At 43.4% G+C, this 15,840-nt stretch carries 20 protein-coding genes; 9 read left to right on the top strand and 11 right to left on the bottom strand.

Going from position 1 to position 15,840, the window contains the following annotated elements:
- Positions 1 to 76 precede the first annotated feature (76 nt).
- Positions 77 to 907 carry an ammonia-dependent NAD(+) synthetase gene (nadE, locus tag N646_RS15405; protein ID WP_017821239.1) on the bottom strand — a complete coding sequence of 277 codons (831 nt, stop codon included), beginning with the start codon at positions 905 to 907 and terminating at the stop codon, positions 77 to 79.
- 178 nt (positions 908 to 1,085) lie between these two features.
- Here nadE and N646_RS15400 point away from each other — a divergent pair, with 178 nt between their 5' ends.
- Together N646_RS15400 and N646_RS15395 are read left to right on the top strand one after the other, a co-directional pair.
- A complete protein-coding gene (locus tag N646_RS15400) occupies positions 1,086 to 1,619 on the top strand; it encodes a nicotinate-nicotinamide nucleotide adenylyltransferase (protein WP_005375300.1) in 534 nt (177 codons plus the stop codon).
- Positions 1,620 to 1,633: 14 nt separating this feature from the next.
- A complete protein-coding gene (locus tag N646_RS15395) occupies positions 1,634 to 2,116 on the top strand; it encodes a hypothetical protein (RefSeq protein ID WP_017635276.1) in 483 nt (160 codons plus the stop codon).
- Positions 2,117 to 2,235: 119 nt separating this feature from the next.
- On the opposite strand, the gene N646_RS15390 is transcribed toward N646_RS15395, so the two are convergent.
- Positions 2,236 to 2,844 carry a cupin domain-containing protein gene (locus tag N646_RS15390; RefSeq protein ID WP_005375302.1) on the bottom strand — a complete coding sequence of 203 codons (609 nt, stop codon included), beginning with the start codon at positions 2,842 to 2,844 and terminating at the stop codon, positions 2,236 to 2,238.
- A gap of 191 nt (positions 2,845 to 3,035) precedes the next feature.
- Here N646_RS15390 and N646_RS15385 point away from each other — a divergent pair, with 191 nt between their 5' ends.
- Positions 3,036 to 4,145, top strand: coding sequence for a 1-acyl-sn-glycerol-3-phosphate acyltransferase (locus tag N646_RS15385; RefSeq protein WP_017821238.1), 1,110 nt, complete (start codon positions 3,036 to 3,038; stop codon positions 4,143 to 4,145).
- Between the two features lie 74 nt (positions 4,146 to 4,219).
- Here N646_RS15385 and N646_RS15380 read toward each other — a convergent pair whose 3' ends face one another.
- Positions 4,220 to 4,819 carry a hypothetical protein gene (locus tag N646_RS15380; RefSeq protein ID WP_017821237.1) on the bottom strand — a complete coding sequence of 200 codons (600 nt, stop codon included), beginning with the start codon at positions 4,817 to 4,819 and terminating at the stop codon, positions 4,220 to 4,222.
- 318 nt (positions 4,820 to 5,137) lie between these two features.
- Here N646_RS15380 and N646_RS15375 point away from each other — a divergent pair, with 318 nt between their 5' ends.
- On the top strand, positions 5,138 to 5,410 hold the full coding sequence (locus N646_RS15375; RefSeq protein WP_005375306.1) for a YnjH family protein: 273 nt from the start codon (positions 5,138 to 5,140) through the stop codon (positions 5,408 to 5,410).
- Between the two features lie 88 nt (positions 5,411 to 5,498).
- On the opposite strand, the gene N646_RS23850 is transcribed toward N646_RS15375, so the two are convergent.
- Positions 5,499 to 5,786: a YfcZ/YiiS family protein gene (locus tag N646_RS23850; RefSeq protein WP_080666460.1), complete on the bottom strand. Its 288-nt coding sequence runs from the start codon at positions 5,784 to 5,786 to the stop codon at positions 5,499 to 5,501.
- Positions 5,787 to 6,404: 618 nt separating this feature from the next.
- Between N646_RS23850 and N646_RS15370 the strand changes: the two genes are divergently transcribed.
- On the top strand, positions 6,405 to 6,866 hold the full coding sequence (locus N646_RS15370; protein ID WP_005385033.1) for a TetR/AcrR family transcriptional regulator: 462 nt from the start codon (positions 6,405 to 6,407) through the stop codon (positions 6,864 to 6,866).
- Between the two features lie 112 nt (positions 6,867 to 6,978).
- Here the strand turns inward: N646_RS15370 and N646_RS15365 are convergent, their stop codons facing one another.
- The 6 genes from N646_RS15365 to N646_RS15340 are packed head-to-tail and all read right to left on the bottom strand — an operon-like array spanning position 6,979 to position 11,557.
- On the bottom strand, positions 6,979 to 7,761 hold the full coding sequence (locus N646_RS15365; protein ID WP_005385036.1) for a heme ABC transporter ATP-binding protein: 783 nt from the start codon (positions 7,759 to 7,761) through the stop codon (positions 6,979 to 6,981).
- Positions 7,761 to 8,798, bottom strand: coding sequence for a FecCD family ABC transporter permease (locus N646_RS15360; protein WP_005375318.1), 1,038 nt, complete (start codon positions 8,796 to 8,798; stop codon positions 7,761 to 7,763). The genes N646_RS15365 and N646_RS15360 overlap by 1 nt, the downstream gene beginning before the upstream one ends.
- 9 nt (positions 8,799 to 8,807) lie before the next feature.
- On the bottom strand, positions 8,808 to 9,677 hold the full coding sequence (locus tag N646_RS15355; RefSeq protein WP_005375320.1) for a heme/hemin ABC transporter substrate-binding protein: 870 nt from the start codon (positions 9,675 to 9,677) through the stop codon (positions 8,808 to 8,810).
- Positions 9,678 to 9,705: 28 nt separating this feature from the next.
- Entirely contained in the window at positions 9,706 to 10,119 is a 414-nt protein-coding gene (locus tag N646_RS15350; protein ID WP_005375322.1) for an ExbD/TolR family protein, read from the bottom strand.
- Complete coding sequence (locus tag N646_RS15345; RefSeq protein ID WP_017821236.1) at positions 10,116 to 10,814, bottom strand: MotA/TolQ/ExbB proton channel family protein; 699 nt, start codon at positions 10,812 to 10,814, stop codon at positions 10,116 to 10,118. The genes N646_RS15350 and N646_RS15345 overlap by 4 nt, the downstream gene beginning before the upstream one ends.
- Positions 10,814 to 11,557, bottom strand: coding sequence for an energy transducer TonB (locus N646_RS15340; protein ID WP_021707650.1), 744 nt, complete (start codon positions 11,555 to 11,557; stop codon positions 10,814 to 10,816). Before N646_RS15340 ends, N646_RS15345 begins: the two co-directional genes overlap by 1 nt.
- Positions 11,558 to 11,717: 160 nt before the next feature.
- On the opposite strand from N646_RS15340, the gene hutW reads away from it, so the two are divergent.
- The 4 genes from hutW to N646_RS15320 all read left to right on the top strand — a co-directional run bounded on the left by hutW (position 11,718) and on the right by N646_RS15320 (position 14,845).
- Positions 11,718 to 13,088, top strand: coding sequence for a heme anaerobic degradation radical SAM methyltransferase ChuW/HutW (gene hutW, locus N646_RS15335; RefSeq protein WP_017821234.1), 1,371 nt, complete (start codon positions 11,718 to 11,720; stop codon positions 13,086 to 13,088).
- Between the two features lie 32 nt (positions 13,089 to 13,120).
- Positions 13,121 to 13,624, top strand: coding sequence for a heme utilization cystosolic carrier protein HutX (gene hutX / locus N646_RS15330; protein WP_005375329.1), 504 nt, complete (start codon positions 13,121 to 13,123; stop codon positions 13,622 to 13,624).
- 56 nt (positions 13,625 to 13,680) lie between these two features.
- Positions 13,681 to 14,211 (top strand): heme utilization protein HutZ, encoded by a 531-nt coding sequence (gene hutZ, locus N646_RS15325; RefSeq protein WP_005375331.1) that lies wholly within the window; start codon positions 13,681 to 13,683, stop codon positions 14,209 to 14,211.
- 97 nt (positions 14,212 to 14,308) lie between these two features.
- On the top strand, positions 14,309 to 14,845 hold the full coding sequence (locus tag N646_RS15320; RefSeq protein ID WP_005375333.1) for an ATP:cob(I)alamin adenosyltransferase: 537 nt from the start codon (positions 14,309 to 14,311) through the stop codon (positions 14,843 to 14,845).
- Positions 14,846 to 14,925: 80 nt separating this feature from the next.
- Here the strand turns inward: N646_RS15320 and N646_RS15315 are convergent, their stop codons facing one another.
- The gene (locus N646_RS15315; protein ID WP_005385059.1) at positions 14,926 to 15,840 is read right to left on the bottom strand and encodes a chemotaxis protein; all 915 of its coding nucleotides are present in this window, start codon (positions 15,838 to 15,840) and stop codon (positions 14,926 to 14,928) included.

Below are 15,840 nucleotides of genomic sequence, written 5' to 3'. Positions count from 1 at the left end.
CAAAAACTGTTCCTAGACAAAAAACGCTGCTATTTTTAGCAGCGTTTTGAGTTTTAAAGAGAGCTGAAAATATCGCTTAGTCGTAAATCGTCGGGATTGGCTGGCGTTTGTGCTGCGTTGCTTTGTAAATCGCTACCAGACGGTCACTCACTTGCTGTGGAACAGGTTTGCCCTCTAAGAAGTCGTCGATTTGCTCGTAAGTTAGGCTTAGGGCATCTTCGTCTGCTTTCTGTGGAGCAAGCTCTTCTAAGTCTGCTGTTGGCACTTTCTTCACTAGTTGCTCAGGTGCACCCAATGTAGCAGCCACTTCACGAACTTGGCGTTTACTTAATCCGAACAATGGTGCCATGTCACAAGCGCCATCACCAAATTTAGTGTAGAAACCAGTGATGTTTTCTGCTGAGTGATCAGTACCAAGAACAAGGCCGCCTACGTAGCCCGCGATCTCGTATTGAGCAACCATGCGAGCACGCGCTTTTACATTGCCTTTTACGAAGTCGACTTTTGCTGCATCAGTTGGTAAAAGACCTGTACCTTCTAATGCAACGTGAGAAGCCGAATGAAGCCCATCAACACCTGGTTTGATGTTTACCGATACAGAATGGGTTGGCTGGATAAAAGACAGAGCGAGCTGAGCCTCATCTTCATCTTTTTGCTCCCCATAAGGCAGGCGAACTGCGATAAATTGGTAGCTGTTGTTGCCCGCTTCTTCGTTCAGTTGGTCTACAGCCAACTGAGCTAAACGACCGCATGTCGTTGAGTCAACGCCACCGCTGATGCCAAGAACAAGAGACTTACAGCCCGCTTCTTGCAATTTACGCTTAATAAAAGCGACACGGCGTTCAATTTCAAAATGCGGATCAATTGAAGGGAGTACGCGCATTTCGTCACGGATGGATTGTTCCATTTAGGGTTCCTTTTCCTGCAAATATTTCAGACTCTAAAGCACATTTGCTCAAATGGTGATAAACCATACAGTTGAGGCTCATTAAACGCGACTTTAGGGTCAAAAGCTGTAAAGATTAGTAGTATCATACCGAATTCATCAGATTAGAAAACTCTCTTCAACCAGGTAATCACCGGATATGAAAAAAATCGCCATTTTTGGTAGTGCATTTAACCCACCTAGTTTAGGGCATAAAAGTGTTATTGAGTCATTGAGCCACTTTGATCTTGTGCTACTTGAGCCAAGCATTGCACACGCTTGGGGCAAGAACATGCTTGATTACCCAACTCGGTGCAAAATGGTTGATGCGTTCATCAAGGATATGGGGCTTTCTAATGTTCAGCGTTCTGATGCAGAGCAAGCTTTATACCAACCTGGACAAAGTGTGACGACCTATGCGTTGTTAGAAAAAATTCAAGAAATTTACCCAACTGCCGATATAACTTTTGTCATTGGTCCTGATAATTTCTTCAAATTTGCTAAATTTAGTAGAGCTGAAGAGATTACGGAACGTTGGACTGTTATGGCATGTCCTGAAAAAGTAAAAGTCAGAAGCACAGATATTCGCAAAGCATTGGCCGAGGGTGAAGAGATCGGCGCCTATACAACACCTTCCGTACGTGATTTATTACTTAGTAAAGGCTTATACAGAGAAACATTGTCTGGGAACTGAGAGGTCAGATTTTCATGGTCAGAGTAGTTTTATTTAGTGCATGTGCGCTGCTTGTGGTGACACAAGCTCATTCCGCGTGTAACTATTTTTCTGATCGTTCCGTGGTGTTTGAAGATAACACGCTTCCAATCTGTGAAGAAATTTTAGATTCCATCGGCGTGTTAAGTACTGAAGCATTGATTTGGTATGCAGCGGAAGCGAAGCTTGAAGGACCAACAGAAAACTATTGGGAGGAGTGGGCGATTAAGCCGGAAGACACCCCACTTCTAACTCAAAACTTAGAAAAGAATTACTTTGGTCTTGGTTTTTGGATGCCGGAAGAGCTTCGAGACGAAGAGAGTAAAATGGATACAGAAGAGTGGCTTCGTAGTCACGGGTTGATGTTCAGCGTTGGTTTTGGTGATAAATCCGACGGACAGCCAAGAATGCGGTTTGATTATCGTTGGCACGAATATTATGACGCTGACTGGATGATGCAGATAGAAGTACCTTTCTAGGCATCTCAAGCAAATGAAAAAAGGGCGTACATTATCAATGTACGCCCTTTTTGTTTTAATCTACTTTCTGTATCCGTAACTCTACGTAATGCTGAAAACGTAGCTTGTTAAAGAGCAAGTTATAGCGCTTCTCCAAAGACTAAAAAGCAAAGCTGTTCATATTCTTCGGTGTTACCAGCAAAAAGAGAGTCAACAATTTGCTCTTCCTTCTTCCCCGACAGTTTCATTTTTCTTGCTTCACGTAGTGTTAGTACCAAGCAAAGCTCTTTAGAAATATTCATGTCACAGCCAGGAGTCCATTGATTGATGGTTCTCGTTAACGTTGAGTGCGCTAGTTTAGGAGACAGCGTCAATACTTCATGTCTTACTACTGTCAGTAGATCGGTTTGCAGATCCGAGCGTTCGGCAGTTGTTGCTAGCTTCTCGACGAGCGCTTTTAGTAGCGGTGAAGGCTTCACAAAGCCCGCCTGTTGTGAGAAGTCGTCATTTAAACGCACAGAAAAATCACAACGATATACACGAGAATTAGGTAAAAAGGTGAGGGAGCTCAAACATCCTTGAGGAATCCAAAAATATTGGCCTGGTTCAATGGCATACTCCTGCTTACCCAATTTAATGACGGCTAACCCTTCGATGACAGACAATAGACTGTGCTTCAGTGCTTTTTTACGCGCAGCTACATCAAGAAAGGGGTATTTAGCGTCGTGAAATTCAATTGCGTAGTTCATTATGAGTACCAGTGTTTTTTGGCGCTAAGGGTAACGTTAAACCCATACGATTCCAACCTGCTGAGAGAATTTTTTAGCATGATAAATGGTGGCTTAACTGGTATGACCATGTTAAAAGTATGGGTTGAAATGCTGCTTGTCAGCAAAACTATGCGTAAAATGTGCCAGCTTTTTTTGATATGTAATGAACAATGACAGCCAATACCGATCCTTATATTGAAATTCGTCCTTACAACGACGAAGAAATTCCAGCAGCGCTGGATCGTCTAATCCAAGATGATGAATTTATCACTGCTATCCTAGAACATCGCTTTGCTAATAAAGCAGCGTGGTTCAAAACGCTAATGAGCCCGATCCTGCGCATCTACCTGAAAGCCAAGTGGAGCAAGCTTGATTCTGTCGAAGCAATTCAGATTGAAGTGAAGAAATATCTGAAAGATACATTGAATAAGACAACGGATGGCGTCACTTTTTCTGGTTTGGATAAGCTGGATAAAAACACGTCATACCTATTCGTTTCTAACCACCGTGATATTGCGATGGACCCTGCGCTCGTAAATTATGGCTTGTACCAAAGTGGGCACCGTACAGTTCGTATAGCGATTGGCGATAACCTGCTGAAGAAGCCATGTGCGACAGAATTGATGCGACTCAATAAGAGCTTCATCGTTAAGCGCTCTGCTAAAGCGCCTAGAGAAATGATGAAAGCATTGGGACAACTGTCAAGCTATATCAAACATTCGCTTGATACTGGCAATTCAATTTGGATTGCCCAAAAGGAAGGCCGTGCTAAAGATGGAAACGACTTTACTGATCCTGCGATTTTAAAAATGTTCCATGTTGAAGGTCGTAAACAAAAGATCAGCTTTGGTGAGTACACGCGTTCTCTGAAAATCGTTCCTGTCTCGATTGCCTATGAAAATGATCCATGTGACATTGCCAAAGCAAAAGAGCTGTACGAAAAAGCAGAAAATGGCCGCTATGAAAAAGGCGAATTTGAAGATATCGAAAGCATCATTCAAGGTATCGTTGGCTATAAAGGCCGTGTACATGTTGCGTTTGGTGATGTGATTGAGCAAGAGTTTGAAACGCCGGAAGCTCTTGCTGGTGAAATCGACCGCCAAATTCACAACAACTACAAGTTGTACCCAATCAACTTGTTAGCTGCTGGGCATGAAGATTCGAGCATCATTACGGAAGCAGTTAAGCGTCATCTCGCGGATAAGTTGGATCAGCTACCTGAAGGCGCAAGACCTTATTTGGTGGCGAGCTATGCCAATCCTGTGAATAACCAAGAGTAACTTTCGTCACTGAACTCTGTTGATTCAGAATGCCTTAAAGCCTCGGTCTGCCGGGGCTTTTGTTTATCTGCTCTTTAAGGTGCGACGGCGCCACCAAGGGTTAAATTGCTAGGCCATTTGGTGATCCTGTTACCACCTAAATAGATATTCCCTTTCACCGTCATTGTGTCTGGAAATACTTTCAGCGCTGATCCTCCAATATAAAGATTACCATCAACCACCAATCCTTCAGGAAGTTCAGAAATGGGAGTGCGAATGACACTTAGATCACCTTTTACTCGAAGTTTAGCTGGAAGCGCTTTTAACGGTGTATCTGTCAGATTTAGGTAACCGCCTAGTTTGATGCCTTTAGGCCAGTTTTCGATCTTACTACCTAGTAGGTTTGCATAGCCTTTTATCTTTGTTCCTGAGCGAATAACTTTGAGTGCGCTGTTAGTTGCTTCCAGACTGCCTTCAACATCAAGCCCTTTAGGCAAGGTTTTGATAGGGGTTTGTGAGATGTTTAAGTTGCCCTTTACCACTAGGCCAGAGGGTAGTTGGGTGTAAGGCTTGTTTCTAAGATCAAGATTGCCGTAATTATCGATGTGACCAAACTTAGAATAGTAATCTAGCTCATATGCCAAAGGAGACGAGCAGAGTAGGATTGAAGTAAGGCATAGGGAAACAAAACGCATAGTCAAAGAGTTAGTTAAATACCGAGATCAACAGGTGCTTATCTTATACTTAAATAAACCTATTATGCATTTTTTGCTCACAGTTTTTGATTCATAACTTAAATATTCAAATTAGAGATACACGTTAAAAGTGTGCGCTTCTTTACTGAGCTAAGTAACTTCAAGCTTACTAAAATGAGATAAATTAAATGATTGAATGTGAAGCAGACCCAAGTGTAGAGGTGAGAAAAATATCAGTAGATATTTGAATAATATGAGATTCTTCCAAGAACTTCACAAGGATCCTTGTTAGTATTATTGAGGTTTGAGGAGATTTTCATGAAGTTAAAAAGTGTATCTATTTTTACCGCTGGTGTTTTTGCAGTACTGCTGTCGGGTTCCGTTTTTGCTAAATCATACAGTACACCAGAAAACAAAGCGCTAATAGTTGCTGACGGTAAGGTAGGTCAGCGTATCTGTTACTACGATGATAAAGCCTACACCACAGGGGCCGTGATTAATGTTGAAGGCGTATTACTGATGTGTACCGCTGAGAACGATTTTGAAACCAATGGCTCGTTAAAGTGGGTCGTGTTCAAAAAAGATAAATAAACGCGCCGAAGTTGTCTGTTTCATTTAGAGCGGTTTAAGATTAAGAGATTGGAAAAATAAAAAGCGAGCATCATGCTCGCTTTTTTCATTAACGCGCGAGTGAGCGAGTTTTTAATTCAAAGATAAGTTTTTCAGCACTTACTTCAAATTTGAATCGAGCCGTCGCTTGGTTCGATTCTTCGGTTATTTCTGAAACATTGTATTCAACATCAGCACATACTGATTTAGCGAGCTCGATGTATTTTTGTAGTTCAGACTCTAGCTCTGTTTTTGTCTGTGCGAAAACCGTTACGTCGGCAACTTCGTCACCTTCTTTGATGATAAAGCCAATCTCGCCAGCACAGCCGCAGGCCTCACATACTTGGTTTTTTCTAATTCGACACTCATAACGAATCCTCTTGTAAATACTAAGGGTATTCTATCAGGTATTTGATCTGTATCTACAAAAATGACGACTTTTGCGTAAAAAAGGAACAGAATAGGCACTTGTTAAGTAAGGGTTAAAGATTGGATTACTAAATCATCAAGAACGTTAATGTGATATATATCAACATTTAAAATCAATTAACGAACATAGTGACGAGATTTTGCTCAGTCCAGTTGAACTAATGGTTAATTTATAAGACTATTTCTTGATTGATTATTTTTAATAATTATCATTCTTGGTCTTTGAATAGTTTCGATGAATAATTGGCGCAAGGTTTTGATGAGACTAACTTTTCGCCTTATTTTGAGTAGCATGTATTGACAAAAACATAACTGAAAATTACACATTACGCAGTGTAAAGACGTTATGGTTTGGAACTCGACATGATATTAAATAGTCGCAATACATATACCCAAAGCGCTTTCAAGTGCAGCGCTTAGCAACCTGATTTCTAGGTTTTCGCTAATCGAACCGCATCGGCGAGCCGGGTATAATGCTAAGAATGATTTCATTCTGGCCTCATTTAATAGTGAGTTAGATGGATTTACAAAGAGAAGAGCTTAAAATATGCCAAAGCGTAGTAAAGAAGATACCGAAATCACTATCCAAAAGATCATGGATGCCGTTATTGATCAGCTACTCAGATTAGGTTACGACAAAATGTCGTACACGACGCTAAGCCAGCAGACAGGTATATCGCGTACCGGTATTAGCCATCACTTCCCTAAGAAAACGGACTTCACCGCCGCACTGGATGGCCGTATCTTTAAAATGTTTATTGAACACTTAGAGTTTGATAAAGGATTAAATGCATTTTCACAAAGTTGGATTAAAGCGCTGGAAGATGCTGAGTTTCTCGCGATTTTACGACTGCTATTCCATCACATTGTCACCGCTGAAAATGCGCAAGAATTTGCTGCTAATGGTATTGACCGCTTATACAAAATGGTTGAAAGCCAGTTTGGTGCGGGTGGTGACAAAGAGCTTGAGTGGTTGATTGGTCGATCATTGATCCAAATGAGCAAGTAATAGCCTTTAAAGCACCAAATTCTGCCACTATCAAAGCAAAGGCCCGCAATTCTCATATTGCGGGCCTTTGTCGTATCAAAGTGTTTTAGAGACGGCTTAGAGGAGATACGCTTTATGCTGCGGCATGCACTTGAGGGAAGTCTAGCGTCGGATGTTTTGTCACAATAGATCGATAGCCATAAACTTGCTCAATGCGCTCTGACGTTAGTGCATTCCATGGCGTGTCATCACAAACTAGTTTCCCGTTATGCAAGAGTACAAGGCGGTCTGCGTACTGAGAGGCTAGATTCAAGTCATGTAACACCACAACCACCGCTGCGTTTTGTGCTTTTGCCGTTTCACGAGCAATCTTTAACGTGTTGTGTTGGTGGGCGAGATCCAACGCTGAGGTAGGTTCATCAAGCATTAAGATTCGTTTTTCGCCAGATTGATGTAGTTGTGTCATCACTCGTGCTAGATGCAGTCGTTGCTTTTCTCCACCAGATAAAGACGGGTACAGGCTTTCTGCTAAATGCAATACGTCGGTTTGTTCCATGTAATGTAAAGCCAGTTTAGTGGTTTCTTTATTGGACAGTGATAGCGGTATTGCCCCCAACTCTACGACTTCTCTGGCTAGAAATGGGAAGGTTAAGGTGCTGTGCTGCGGGAGCATTGCAATATGTTTGGCGCTTTTTTCAGGCTCCCAATCATGCTTTTGTTTACCGAAGTAGGTGATGTGATGATTCGAAGAGATCTCACCGCATAGAAGCTTGAGCAAAGTACTTTTACCTGCGCCATTGGGGCCGAGTAGGGCGGTCACTTCACCAGCTCGGATATCAATGTTGATGTCATCGAGCACCACACGGTTGCCATACGTCATCGAAATGTTTTTCCCCGATAAAACGATCTGGTTCATTACAAAATCTTCCCTTTTTGCTGGAACAATAAGTAGATGAAAAAGGGCGCGCCAATCAATGCGGTCACGATTCCAACTGGTAATTCAGCTGGTGCCACAGCAACACGAGCAAACATATCTGCGGCAGTAAGAAGCAGTGCTCCCATTAAGGCAGATATTGGTAATAGCGTTCGATGGTCAGGCCCAGCGAGCATGCGCCCTAAGTGAGGAATCACGAGCCCAATAAAGCCAATTGCACCACTGATGCTCACCGTAATACCAACACCCAGTGCAGAAAGTAAAATAAGCTGACGTTTGAGTTTTTGAACCGGAACTCCTAAGTGTCTTGCTTCTGATTCCCCTAACAACAGAGCATTCAGCGCCATCGACTTCTTCTGAAACCAGAGCAATAGGATGACGAGTGTTACAGCAGATAGAGCAATCCCTGACCAATTTGCACCAGCTAATGAGCCCATCGACCAAAGCGTCAAGTCTCGCAGCATCTGATCATCTGCGATAAAGTTCATGTAGCCAATCGCAGCACCCGAGAGCGCGCTGATGGCAACGCCGGCTAACAACATAATTGTAACTGAGGTACCAAACTTACTTGTGCCGAGTTTATAAACGAGAATAGTCGTTAGTGCACCGCCAAGGAAAGCAAAAAGAGGCAAAGCCGCTAAGTTCATTAGTTGCGGATAGTTTTGGCTAAATTCAGCAAATACAACAATAGCGAATGCACCACCAAGAGCAGCGCCAGCAGACACACCAATGATACCAGGCTCGGCTAATGGGTTACGGAACAAGCCCTGCATAACCACACCACAAATTGCCAAAATGGCGCCGATGAACATACACAAAATGGTGCGAGGCAATCGGATTTCGTTAATGACCAACTGAATGTGAGGAGCGAGATCAGAACTGCCTCCCGTTAGGCTACGCAAACTGTCAGCAAAGCTAATGTTCATTGGGCCAACGGTAATAGAGGCGATAGCAATAAATGCTAAAAATCCACTAAGCACTGATAACGTCGTTGAAAGGGGGATGCGTCTTAACAACATGTCATGTCTCTATGGGTAAAGCAGTGCATTCAAGCGTTTAGCTTCTGCAAGGCTTTTAAGGCCCAAACCACCTACCAGAGCATGGCCATCAATCGTTATGATGTCTTTGTTCTTTCCAGCGGGTGTTGCAGCAAGAAGCGGCATTGCTTTTAAAATTGCATCGGCACCACCCAACGTTTCATAGCTGCGACCACTAACAAGAATCACGTCAGGCTGCATCTCTACCATCGCTTCTGTGGATAGAGGCTTGTAAGACGAGAGTTGTGTAGCGGCTGGGTTTTGTCCGCCGGCGAGTTGAATAATTGCATCGGGTGTCGTTTGTGAGCCCGCAACATTTGCAGGTCGCCCTTCATGGATCAGCAGAAAGAGCACTTTCTTTTTCTTCGCTTGATCAGGTTGGTTTGCATTGAGTGCTTGTACTTGCGCCTGGACATCTTGCTTTAAGCTTTCAGCTTGAGCTTTGCGATCCATAAGGTTCGCAATTTGATCAATACGTTGATAAAGGCCCTCGACATTTGCATCAGTATTAACGATTTCTACATCTACGCCAGCCGATTTCAATTGGCTCAATGTTGTTTTCGGCCCCATCTCATCAGAACCAATGACTTTTGTCGGACGTAAGGCGAGCAACCCCTCCGCTGAAAGACGACGATGGTAGCCCACTTTAGGCAGTTCCATTCCTTTTGGTAATTGACTGGTGACGTCGATAGCAACCAAGCTATCTTTAGCGTCGAGTTCAAGCAAGAGTTCAGTGACGGCGCTGCCTGCGCTAACAACGCGCTCTGAGGATGGCGTTTCATTGGCAAAAAGTTGACTACTCGCAAGTAGGGAAATGGCTGCCGTGACAACAGCATGAATAGTGATGCGTGTGTTCTTCATTTTGAAAGGATCTCTATCTTACTTATTTTTATGATGGCTCTTCAGTGAGTAACTGAGTTGCTTGAATTCCGTTTTCTTGTAAAAAGCCGAGAAGTTGTACTAGCGACTGAATATTCGCGGTTTTTTCTGCTCCAATTACAATCGGTTTATCGCTTGACTTACTCTCTTCTAACAGCGCGAGGGTAAAGTTGTCCCAATCGATATATGTCTTGCCGTTAATAGCCCAGTAAGGCTCGTCTTTAAGAATATTTACCGTGATGGATTGCTTATCGACATCTGCAACAGCCTGAGATTCTGTGCTCGGTAAATTGACGTCTAATGAATCGAGTTTGACCGCTGCGGTTAACATCAGGAAAACCATGACGATAAAAATAATGTCTAACAGCGGTGTTAAATCGGGGGTTAAACCGTTACGACTATTTTCTTGTGGTGTTTTAATCATTGACTTGCGGCCTCAATCTTCCCAGAAGAGCGCAGTGTTACTTTTGAGTGGTCTGGCGAGACATGCTGTAACGAGATGCCTTCAAGCCATAAGTTGACGTAGTTTAAAGTGTGCTCAAGCTTGGCGATTACACGATCCGCCCACAAACCAATGATCTGCGCTCCTGAAATGGCAGGAAGTGCGATAATGAGACCCGCGGCAGTGGTGCGCATAGCAAGACCTAGGCCGTCAGCCAAATCATTCGGAGTGATATTCCCCGTTGAAACCGCGATGCCTTTAAACATGTCAATTAAGCCAAGTACCGTACCAAGCAAGCCAATTAAAGGGCTGATGACGCCAATCAGCGTCAGCAAACGAAGGCCGGAATGCAACTGATGGCGTTTTTCTTGCAGCCAAATACCTGCGGCATCTTCTCTTAAAGATTTCGAAAACGAATGATGAGCAAGCAACATCGCAACACCACGGTACAGAAGCGGCCGCTTATTCGACAACTCTTCAGCAAGTGCTTCAAGTTCGCTCCCATTTGTTGGGTCTAATCCTGTGAGCTTTTGGCGAATGGCTCGCTTTCCTACACCAAGGCTAATTAACACATGGAATAATCGCTCGGCGATGATCATCACGGTTAGAGCTGAGCAAATGATCAAAGGCCATGTCATCAGCCCAAATTGAGTTTGTAATTCTTGTAGTTGTTCCATTATCCATCCAACTTAAAACGAACAGGTACTTGTACTCGGTGAGCGACTTTTAGCCCACCTGAAATATGTGGTGTAAATTGCCACTGTTTGATCGCACGAAGTGCTGAGGCATCTAGCGACTCTGTGCCGGAAGACTCAATCAAAACCTGTTTAATCTGGTTACCATTCTCATCTAGCCATATCTCATACAAGGCTACACCTTCAATACCGCGTCTTTGTGCAGACCTTGGGTAACGGGGTTGTGTTGGTTGACTCACAAACGTTGGTTTGTCGACCAAGACAGGCTGAGACGTTGCCCCTTTGGATTGGCTCGCAGGTGCGGATTGTTGAGCTACCGTCTCTTTCTTCACCGGTTCCGTTTTTTTCTTTGGTTTCGCTTCGGGCTGAACCTTTTGCTTTGTTACGGTTTTGGTGGGCTCGACCGTTTTAGGTTTAGATTGTTTAACCGGTTCTGGTTTTTTCTCTACTACCTTCTTCTTAACAGCGTCTTTCTTGACGACCTGTTTTTTTACAATCTTCTTTTCTGGTTCAGGTTGGTCTTGAGGCTGCTCTTTTGGTGGCGCTACATTTTCTGGTGTAGATTTTTCGACAGCGGGAGGAGCAGACACAAGATTTAGACTTACCGAACTTGCTGGGTTTCCAGCCGGCATCGCGAACACCTTTGTCTCTTGAGAAACAAAAAGAAGTGCGGCATGGATGGCAAGGGAAGCACCTCCTGCAATGACATATCTTTGTACGTTCACGGAATATCTCGGGAAACTATGAAAACTTGGGCAGATTATTACTTACAATGGAAATAAGATCAATTATCAATTGCATTATCATTACGCTCAAATTATGATTCTTGCAGAATTTTCAAGATCAGCTTCCATCCCTTACATGATGGGAGTTAAGCGAGTATATATGAGCGTCGATATCGATAAGCTTGATGAATCAGTGTTGGGCAGTGATAGTCCTGATCCATTGCGATTTGCTTTTGTTAAGAAGCATTCTGCACATGCCGGGGGAGCGAGCGTACCTGTGCCCTCGTCTCAACAACAGGCGATTTTTTCGAGTATTACGGCTAACTCAATTAAAGCGACCAATAAACGCTGTCTTTATATTCATGTTCCGTTTTGTCGCGTTCGTTGCACTTTTTGTAACTTCTTTCAAAATGCTGCAAGTCGCACACTGGTTGATGAGTACTTTGAAGCATTAATGCAGGAGCTTAGAGAGAAAGCGGCATTACCTTGGACACAAAATGGTATTTTTCACGCCGTATATATCGGGGGCGGAACGCCAACGGATTTATCTCCAGTACAGGTTCGTGTGTTAGGCCAGGCTATCCGAGACCACTTTCCTTTGGCTGCAGACTGCGAAATCACCTTAGAAGGTCGCATCAATCGTTTTTCTGATGAGTTGTATCAAGGCGCTTTAGAGGGTGGGTTTAATCGTTTCTCTTTTGGTGTGCAAAGTTTTAATACACAAGTGCGCCGCAGCGCAAAACGTTTAGATGATAGGGAAGATGTCCTCAAACGAGTGAGCGAGATCGCCAAAGAAGACAAAATTCCGGTCATTATCGATTTACTCTATGGCTTACCTTATCAAACCAAAGAAGTGTTAGAGCAAGATTTAAATGATTTCCTCTCGACTGGCGCACACGGACTGGATTTGTATCAGTTAGTGGTTGGTGGGTCAGCTCCCATGCTCAACCTCGTAGAAAAGGGAAAAATCCCGCCACCTGCGACCACACCAGAAAAAGCGGGAATGTATGAGCTCGGTGTGAACTTTATGGCCAAACACCATATGAAGCAACTGAGTGTGAACCATTGGGCAATCGATAACCGCGAGCGTAGTTTATACAATAGTTTAGCCAAGACTTATGCAGAGGTATTGCCAATTGGCTGTGGTGCTGGAGGTAATATCGGTGGCTACGGGATGATGCAACACCGCACACTAGAGACCTATATTAAAGCGGTCAAAGAAGGTCAAAGCGCCATCGCGATGATGATGAAGCAAAGCCCTCTAGAACCACTTTTTTCTGCACTCAAATCTGCGTTTGACCGTGGCATTGTTCAAGCAAATCAACTTCCATCATTTATGGGAGAGGACGCGTTCGGGTTTTTATTGCCTCTATTTAAAGTGTGGCAAGCGAAAGGCTTAGTACAACTACATGAACGTAGCGCAGTCCTTACTCTTGCAGGCAGCTTCTGGGCTGTGTCATTGGCTCAAAGTTGTATTCAGGTACTCACGTCAGAGATGAACGAAACCGTACCGAAAGCATCCAATAATTAATGAAAACAAATTGAACAGAAACGGAAGACACAATGGAATCAATCAAGCAACAAGTTGAAGTATTACTAGAGCAAGAACCACAATTATTGCCAGCTGCGATGGCAGAGCGTCTTGGCATTTCCGAGTTTGAGGTTGTTGCGGCTCTACCTCAGGAAATGGTGGCTATTGCACCAGGAGAGCAAGCGCAAAGCATCTTAGAAAGTTTGGTTGGTTTTGGCCCGGTGACGACCATCGTCCACTCTTTTGGTTCTATCTTTGAAGTTAAAGCGCCGTTTCCAAAAGGAAAAGTGGCGCGTGGCTATTACAATTTAATGGGTAGAGAAGGTGAACTGCACGGCCACCTTAAATTAGATAACGTTAAAAATGTCGCATTAGTCAGTAAACCGTTTATGGGTAGAGAGAGTCACTATTTTGGTTTTTTCTCAGAGTGCGGAAGCAATATTTTCAAGATTTATTTAGGCCGTAACGAAAAGCGCGAGTTGATTGAAGAGCAAGTCACCGCATTTCGCGCTCTACAAGCCGAATTAAAAAAGTAATCACAAGCATAATCGAGGCTTAACTCGAATACTAATTAGTAAAGTCAGGTATCAATATGGATCAACAAGTTAAACAAGAGCGTTTGCAAGGTCGTTTAGGGCCAGAGATCAAAGAGTTCCGTCAGGAGCGTCGTACACTTCAGCTTGCAACTGTCGATGCAGAAGGTCGCCCGAATGTAAGCTACGCGCCTTATGTCCAAAACCAGGAAGGTTATTTCGTTCTCATTTCTAAAATCGCTCGTCATGCCCGTAACCTTTTAGAAAATCCAAATGTTTCATTGATGATGATCGAAGATGAAGAGTCTTCAAAGCAGCTGTTTGCTCGTAAGCGCTTAACTTTTGATGCGGTAGCAAATGTAGTTGAGCGAGACACAGAGATGTGGCAACAAGTTGTTGGACAAATGAAAGAGCGTTTTGGTGAGATTATTGATGGTCTAAGCCAGCTAGAGGATTTCGTTTTGTTCAACTTAAAGCCAGAATCGGGGCTATTTGTTAAAGGTTTTGGTCAGGCGTATCAAGTGTCTGGTGATGATTTAGTCGATTTTGTTCACCTTCAAGAAGGTCACAAGAAAGTCGAAAGTGCCTGATTGTAAACCGATCATATGAATGTCGATTATTTGGCATAATGAACGTTTAAAGGGAGTTAGGTTATACTGACTCCCTTTTTTATATTGGAACAAAAGCATGAAACCTGTAAGTAAGGAATTGAGCGAGATTTGCTATCCGTTTATTTACGAGGACAGTCCGGTTTGTGACTTTGAAATTACAGCAGATGAACTTTGTAGTCGTATTGGCCTTGTTCTCGCTATGGAGTTGGACGAGTTTAGCCGTGATATACTGACAAGAATGCAGCCTAATGTTTATCATCTAAATGGTTCGGTTCGCGGAAAATTAGCGATTACAGAGACGGAAGTTGAAGAGTTAAAGGCCGATTATGCTTTGCTCAAGCAACGCATTGATGGTGGCTTCAAAGGCTTTGTTCTACCCGGAGGACACCCGGCAGCCAGTCAATTGCATTTGTGCCGTTGCCAAGCTAAAAAAACGGTACGAGCATTAGTTGCCGTTGAACATACAGGTAAGAAGCAGCCCGCACCTATTTTGTTTCGTTACGCGAACTTATTAGCGAATGTACTTTACAGCCTAGCTTCTTATATTAATCATGCTCACCAAGTCAAAGAGACGGAATTCGTTTCTCGTAGTTACGCGATGCCAAAGAAGTGAGCTGAGAAATTAGCGGATGTGAGCATCAGGGATAGGACAAGTACTGCATTATATTCTCAAATCAACTCGTCCAATAAGAGTTAAGAAGTCATAGCTTTGGCTTCTAGCTCTTTTGCTCCGCGAAGCATCGCTTCGATTAGTTCTCCTGCATTGAATTTCTCAAGTGCCTCATGCGCGCCAACTTGGTGAGCTCTGTCTACACAGATTTCGCTCGATAACGATGTATGTAAAATGCGGTATGAATGGTTCAGAGAGGAATTATTCTGAACTTCAAATGCTAATTCATAACCGTCTAATCCGGGCATTTCAATATCGCTGACCAGAATATCAATTGGGCGATGAGCCGCAGCGTCACTTTTCATCAGTTCCAATGCATCTAAACCATTTTTACAGATTTGATACCCAATATTGATGCTATCGAGTGCGTCACACAGCTGTTTACGAGCGATGGAAGAGTCATCCACCAATAGAATACTGAGTGCTTTTAGGCGTTCTCGCTCAATATCTGTCAGCATTGGGATCTTTGAATTCTCGTACTGCGGATAAATTTTGGAAAGTAGCAGCTCCACATCCAGCATTTGAACAGTTTTGTCCTCGTAGCGAGTAATTCCAGTCACGAAAATATTTTTTCCAGCGCTCGGAGGTGGCGTTTCAATAGCTTTCCAATCGCACTCAATGATCTTCTCTATACTACGAACCATAAACGCAACCACGGTTCGCAAGCAATCTGTCACGATCAAGTAGCAGCTTTTATATTCTTCTTCACTAATAGGACGAAAGCCAACAGCCGCTGACATATCGATCACTGGTACTGTTAAGTTACGTATCGTAACGGTTCCAATGACGTGATGATGCGAGTAAGGGATCTTTGTCGTTGGCATGTACGGGACGATTTCACGGACTTTTAGCGTACCGATAGCGAAACTCTGTTGCAGGGTGAGCTTAAACATCAACATGCCCTGAGATTGATTCGCTTTGCTAACGACTTTTGCCAT

It is taken from the genome of Vibrio alginolyticus NBRC 15630 = ATCC 17749, assembly GCF_000354175.2.
In the GTDB taxonomy this organism is placed as follows: domain Bacteria; phylum Pseudomonadota; class Gammaproteobacteria; order Enterobacterales; family Vibrionaceae; genus Vibrio; species Vibrio alginolyticus.
The sequence above is the reverse complement of the archived record's forward strand: the minus strand, read 5'-3'. Positions and strand labels throughout refer to the sequence as shown.

Bases quoted from the DNA above. Each gene is read 5' to 3' on its own strand.
- nadE (WP_017821239.1), bottom strand. From the start codon at position 907: ATGGAACAATCCATCCGTGACGAAATGCGCGTACTCCCTTCAATTGAT.
- N646_RS15400 (WP_005375300.1), top strand. From the start codon at position 1,086: ATGAAAAAAATCGCCATTTTTGGTAGTGCATTTAACCCACCTAGTTTA.
- N646_RS15395 (WP_017635276.1), top strand. From the start codon at position 1,634: ATGGTCAGAGTAGTTTTATTTAGTGCATGTGCGCTGCTTGTGGTGACA.
- N646_RS15390 (WP_005375302.1), bottom strand. From the start codon at position 2,844: ATGAACTACGCAATTGAATTTCACGACGCTAAATACCCCTTTCTTGAT.
- N646_RS15385 (WP_017821238.1), top strand. From the start codon at position 3,036: ATGACAGCCAATACCGATCCTTATATTGAAATTCGTCCTTACAACGAC.
- N646_RS15380 (WP_017821237.1), bottom strand. From the start codon at position 4,819: ATGCGTTTTGTTTCCCTATGCCTTACTTCAATCCTACTCTGCTCGTCT.
- N646_RS15375 (WP_005375306.1), top strand. From the start codon at position 5,138: ATGAAGTTAAAAAGTGTATCTATTTTTACCGCTGGTGTTTTTGCAGTA.
- N646_RS15370 (WP_005385033.1), top strand. From the start codon at position 6,405: ATGCCAAAGCGTAGTAAAGAAGATACCGAAATCACTATCCAAAAGATC.
- N646_RS15365 (WP_005385036.1), bottom strand. From the start codon at position 7,761: ATGAACCAGATCGTTTTATCGGGGAAAAACATTTCGATGACGTATGGC.
- N646_RS15360 (WP_005375318.1), bottom strand. From the start codon at position 8,798: ATGTTGTTAAGACGCATCCCCCTTTCAACGACGTTATCAGTGCTTAGT.
- N646_RS15355 (WP_005375320.1), bottom strand. From the start codon at position 9,677: ATGAAGAACACACGCATCACTATTCATGCTGTTGTCACGGCAGCCATT.
- N646_RS15350 (WP_005375322.1), bottom strand. From the start codon at position 10,119: ATGATTAAAACACCACAAGAAAATAGTCGTAACGGTTTAACCCCCGAT.
- N646_RS15345 (WP_017821236.1), bottom strand. From the start codon at position 10,814: ATGGAACAACTACAAGAATTACAAACTCAATTTGGGCTGATGACATGG.
- hutW (WP_017821234.1), top strand. From the start codon at position 11,718: ATGAGCGTCGATATCGATAAGCTTGATGAATCAGTGTTGGGCAGTGAT.
- hutX (WP_005375329.1), top strand. From the start codon at position 13,121: ATGGAATCAATCAAGCAACAAGTTGAAGTATTACTAGAGCAAGAACCA.
- hutZ (WP_005375331.1), top strand. From the start codon at position 13,681: ATGGATCAACAAGTTAAACAAGAGCGTTTGCAAGGTCGTTTAGGGCCA.
- N646_RS15320 (WP_005375333.1), top strand. From the start codon at position 14,309: ATGAAACCTGTAAGTAAGGAATTGAGCGAGATTTGCTATCCGTTTATT.
- N646_RS15315 (WP_005385059.1), bottom strand. From the start codon at position 15,840: ATGGCAAAAGTCGTTAGCAAAGCGAATCAATCTCAGGGCATGTTGATG.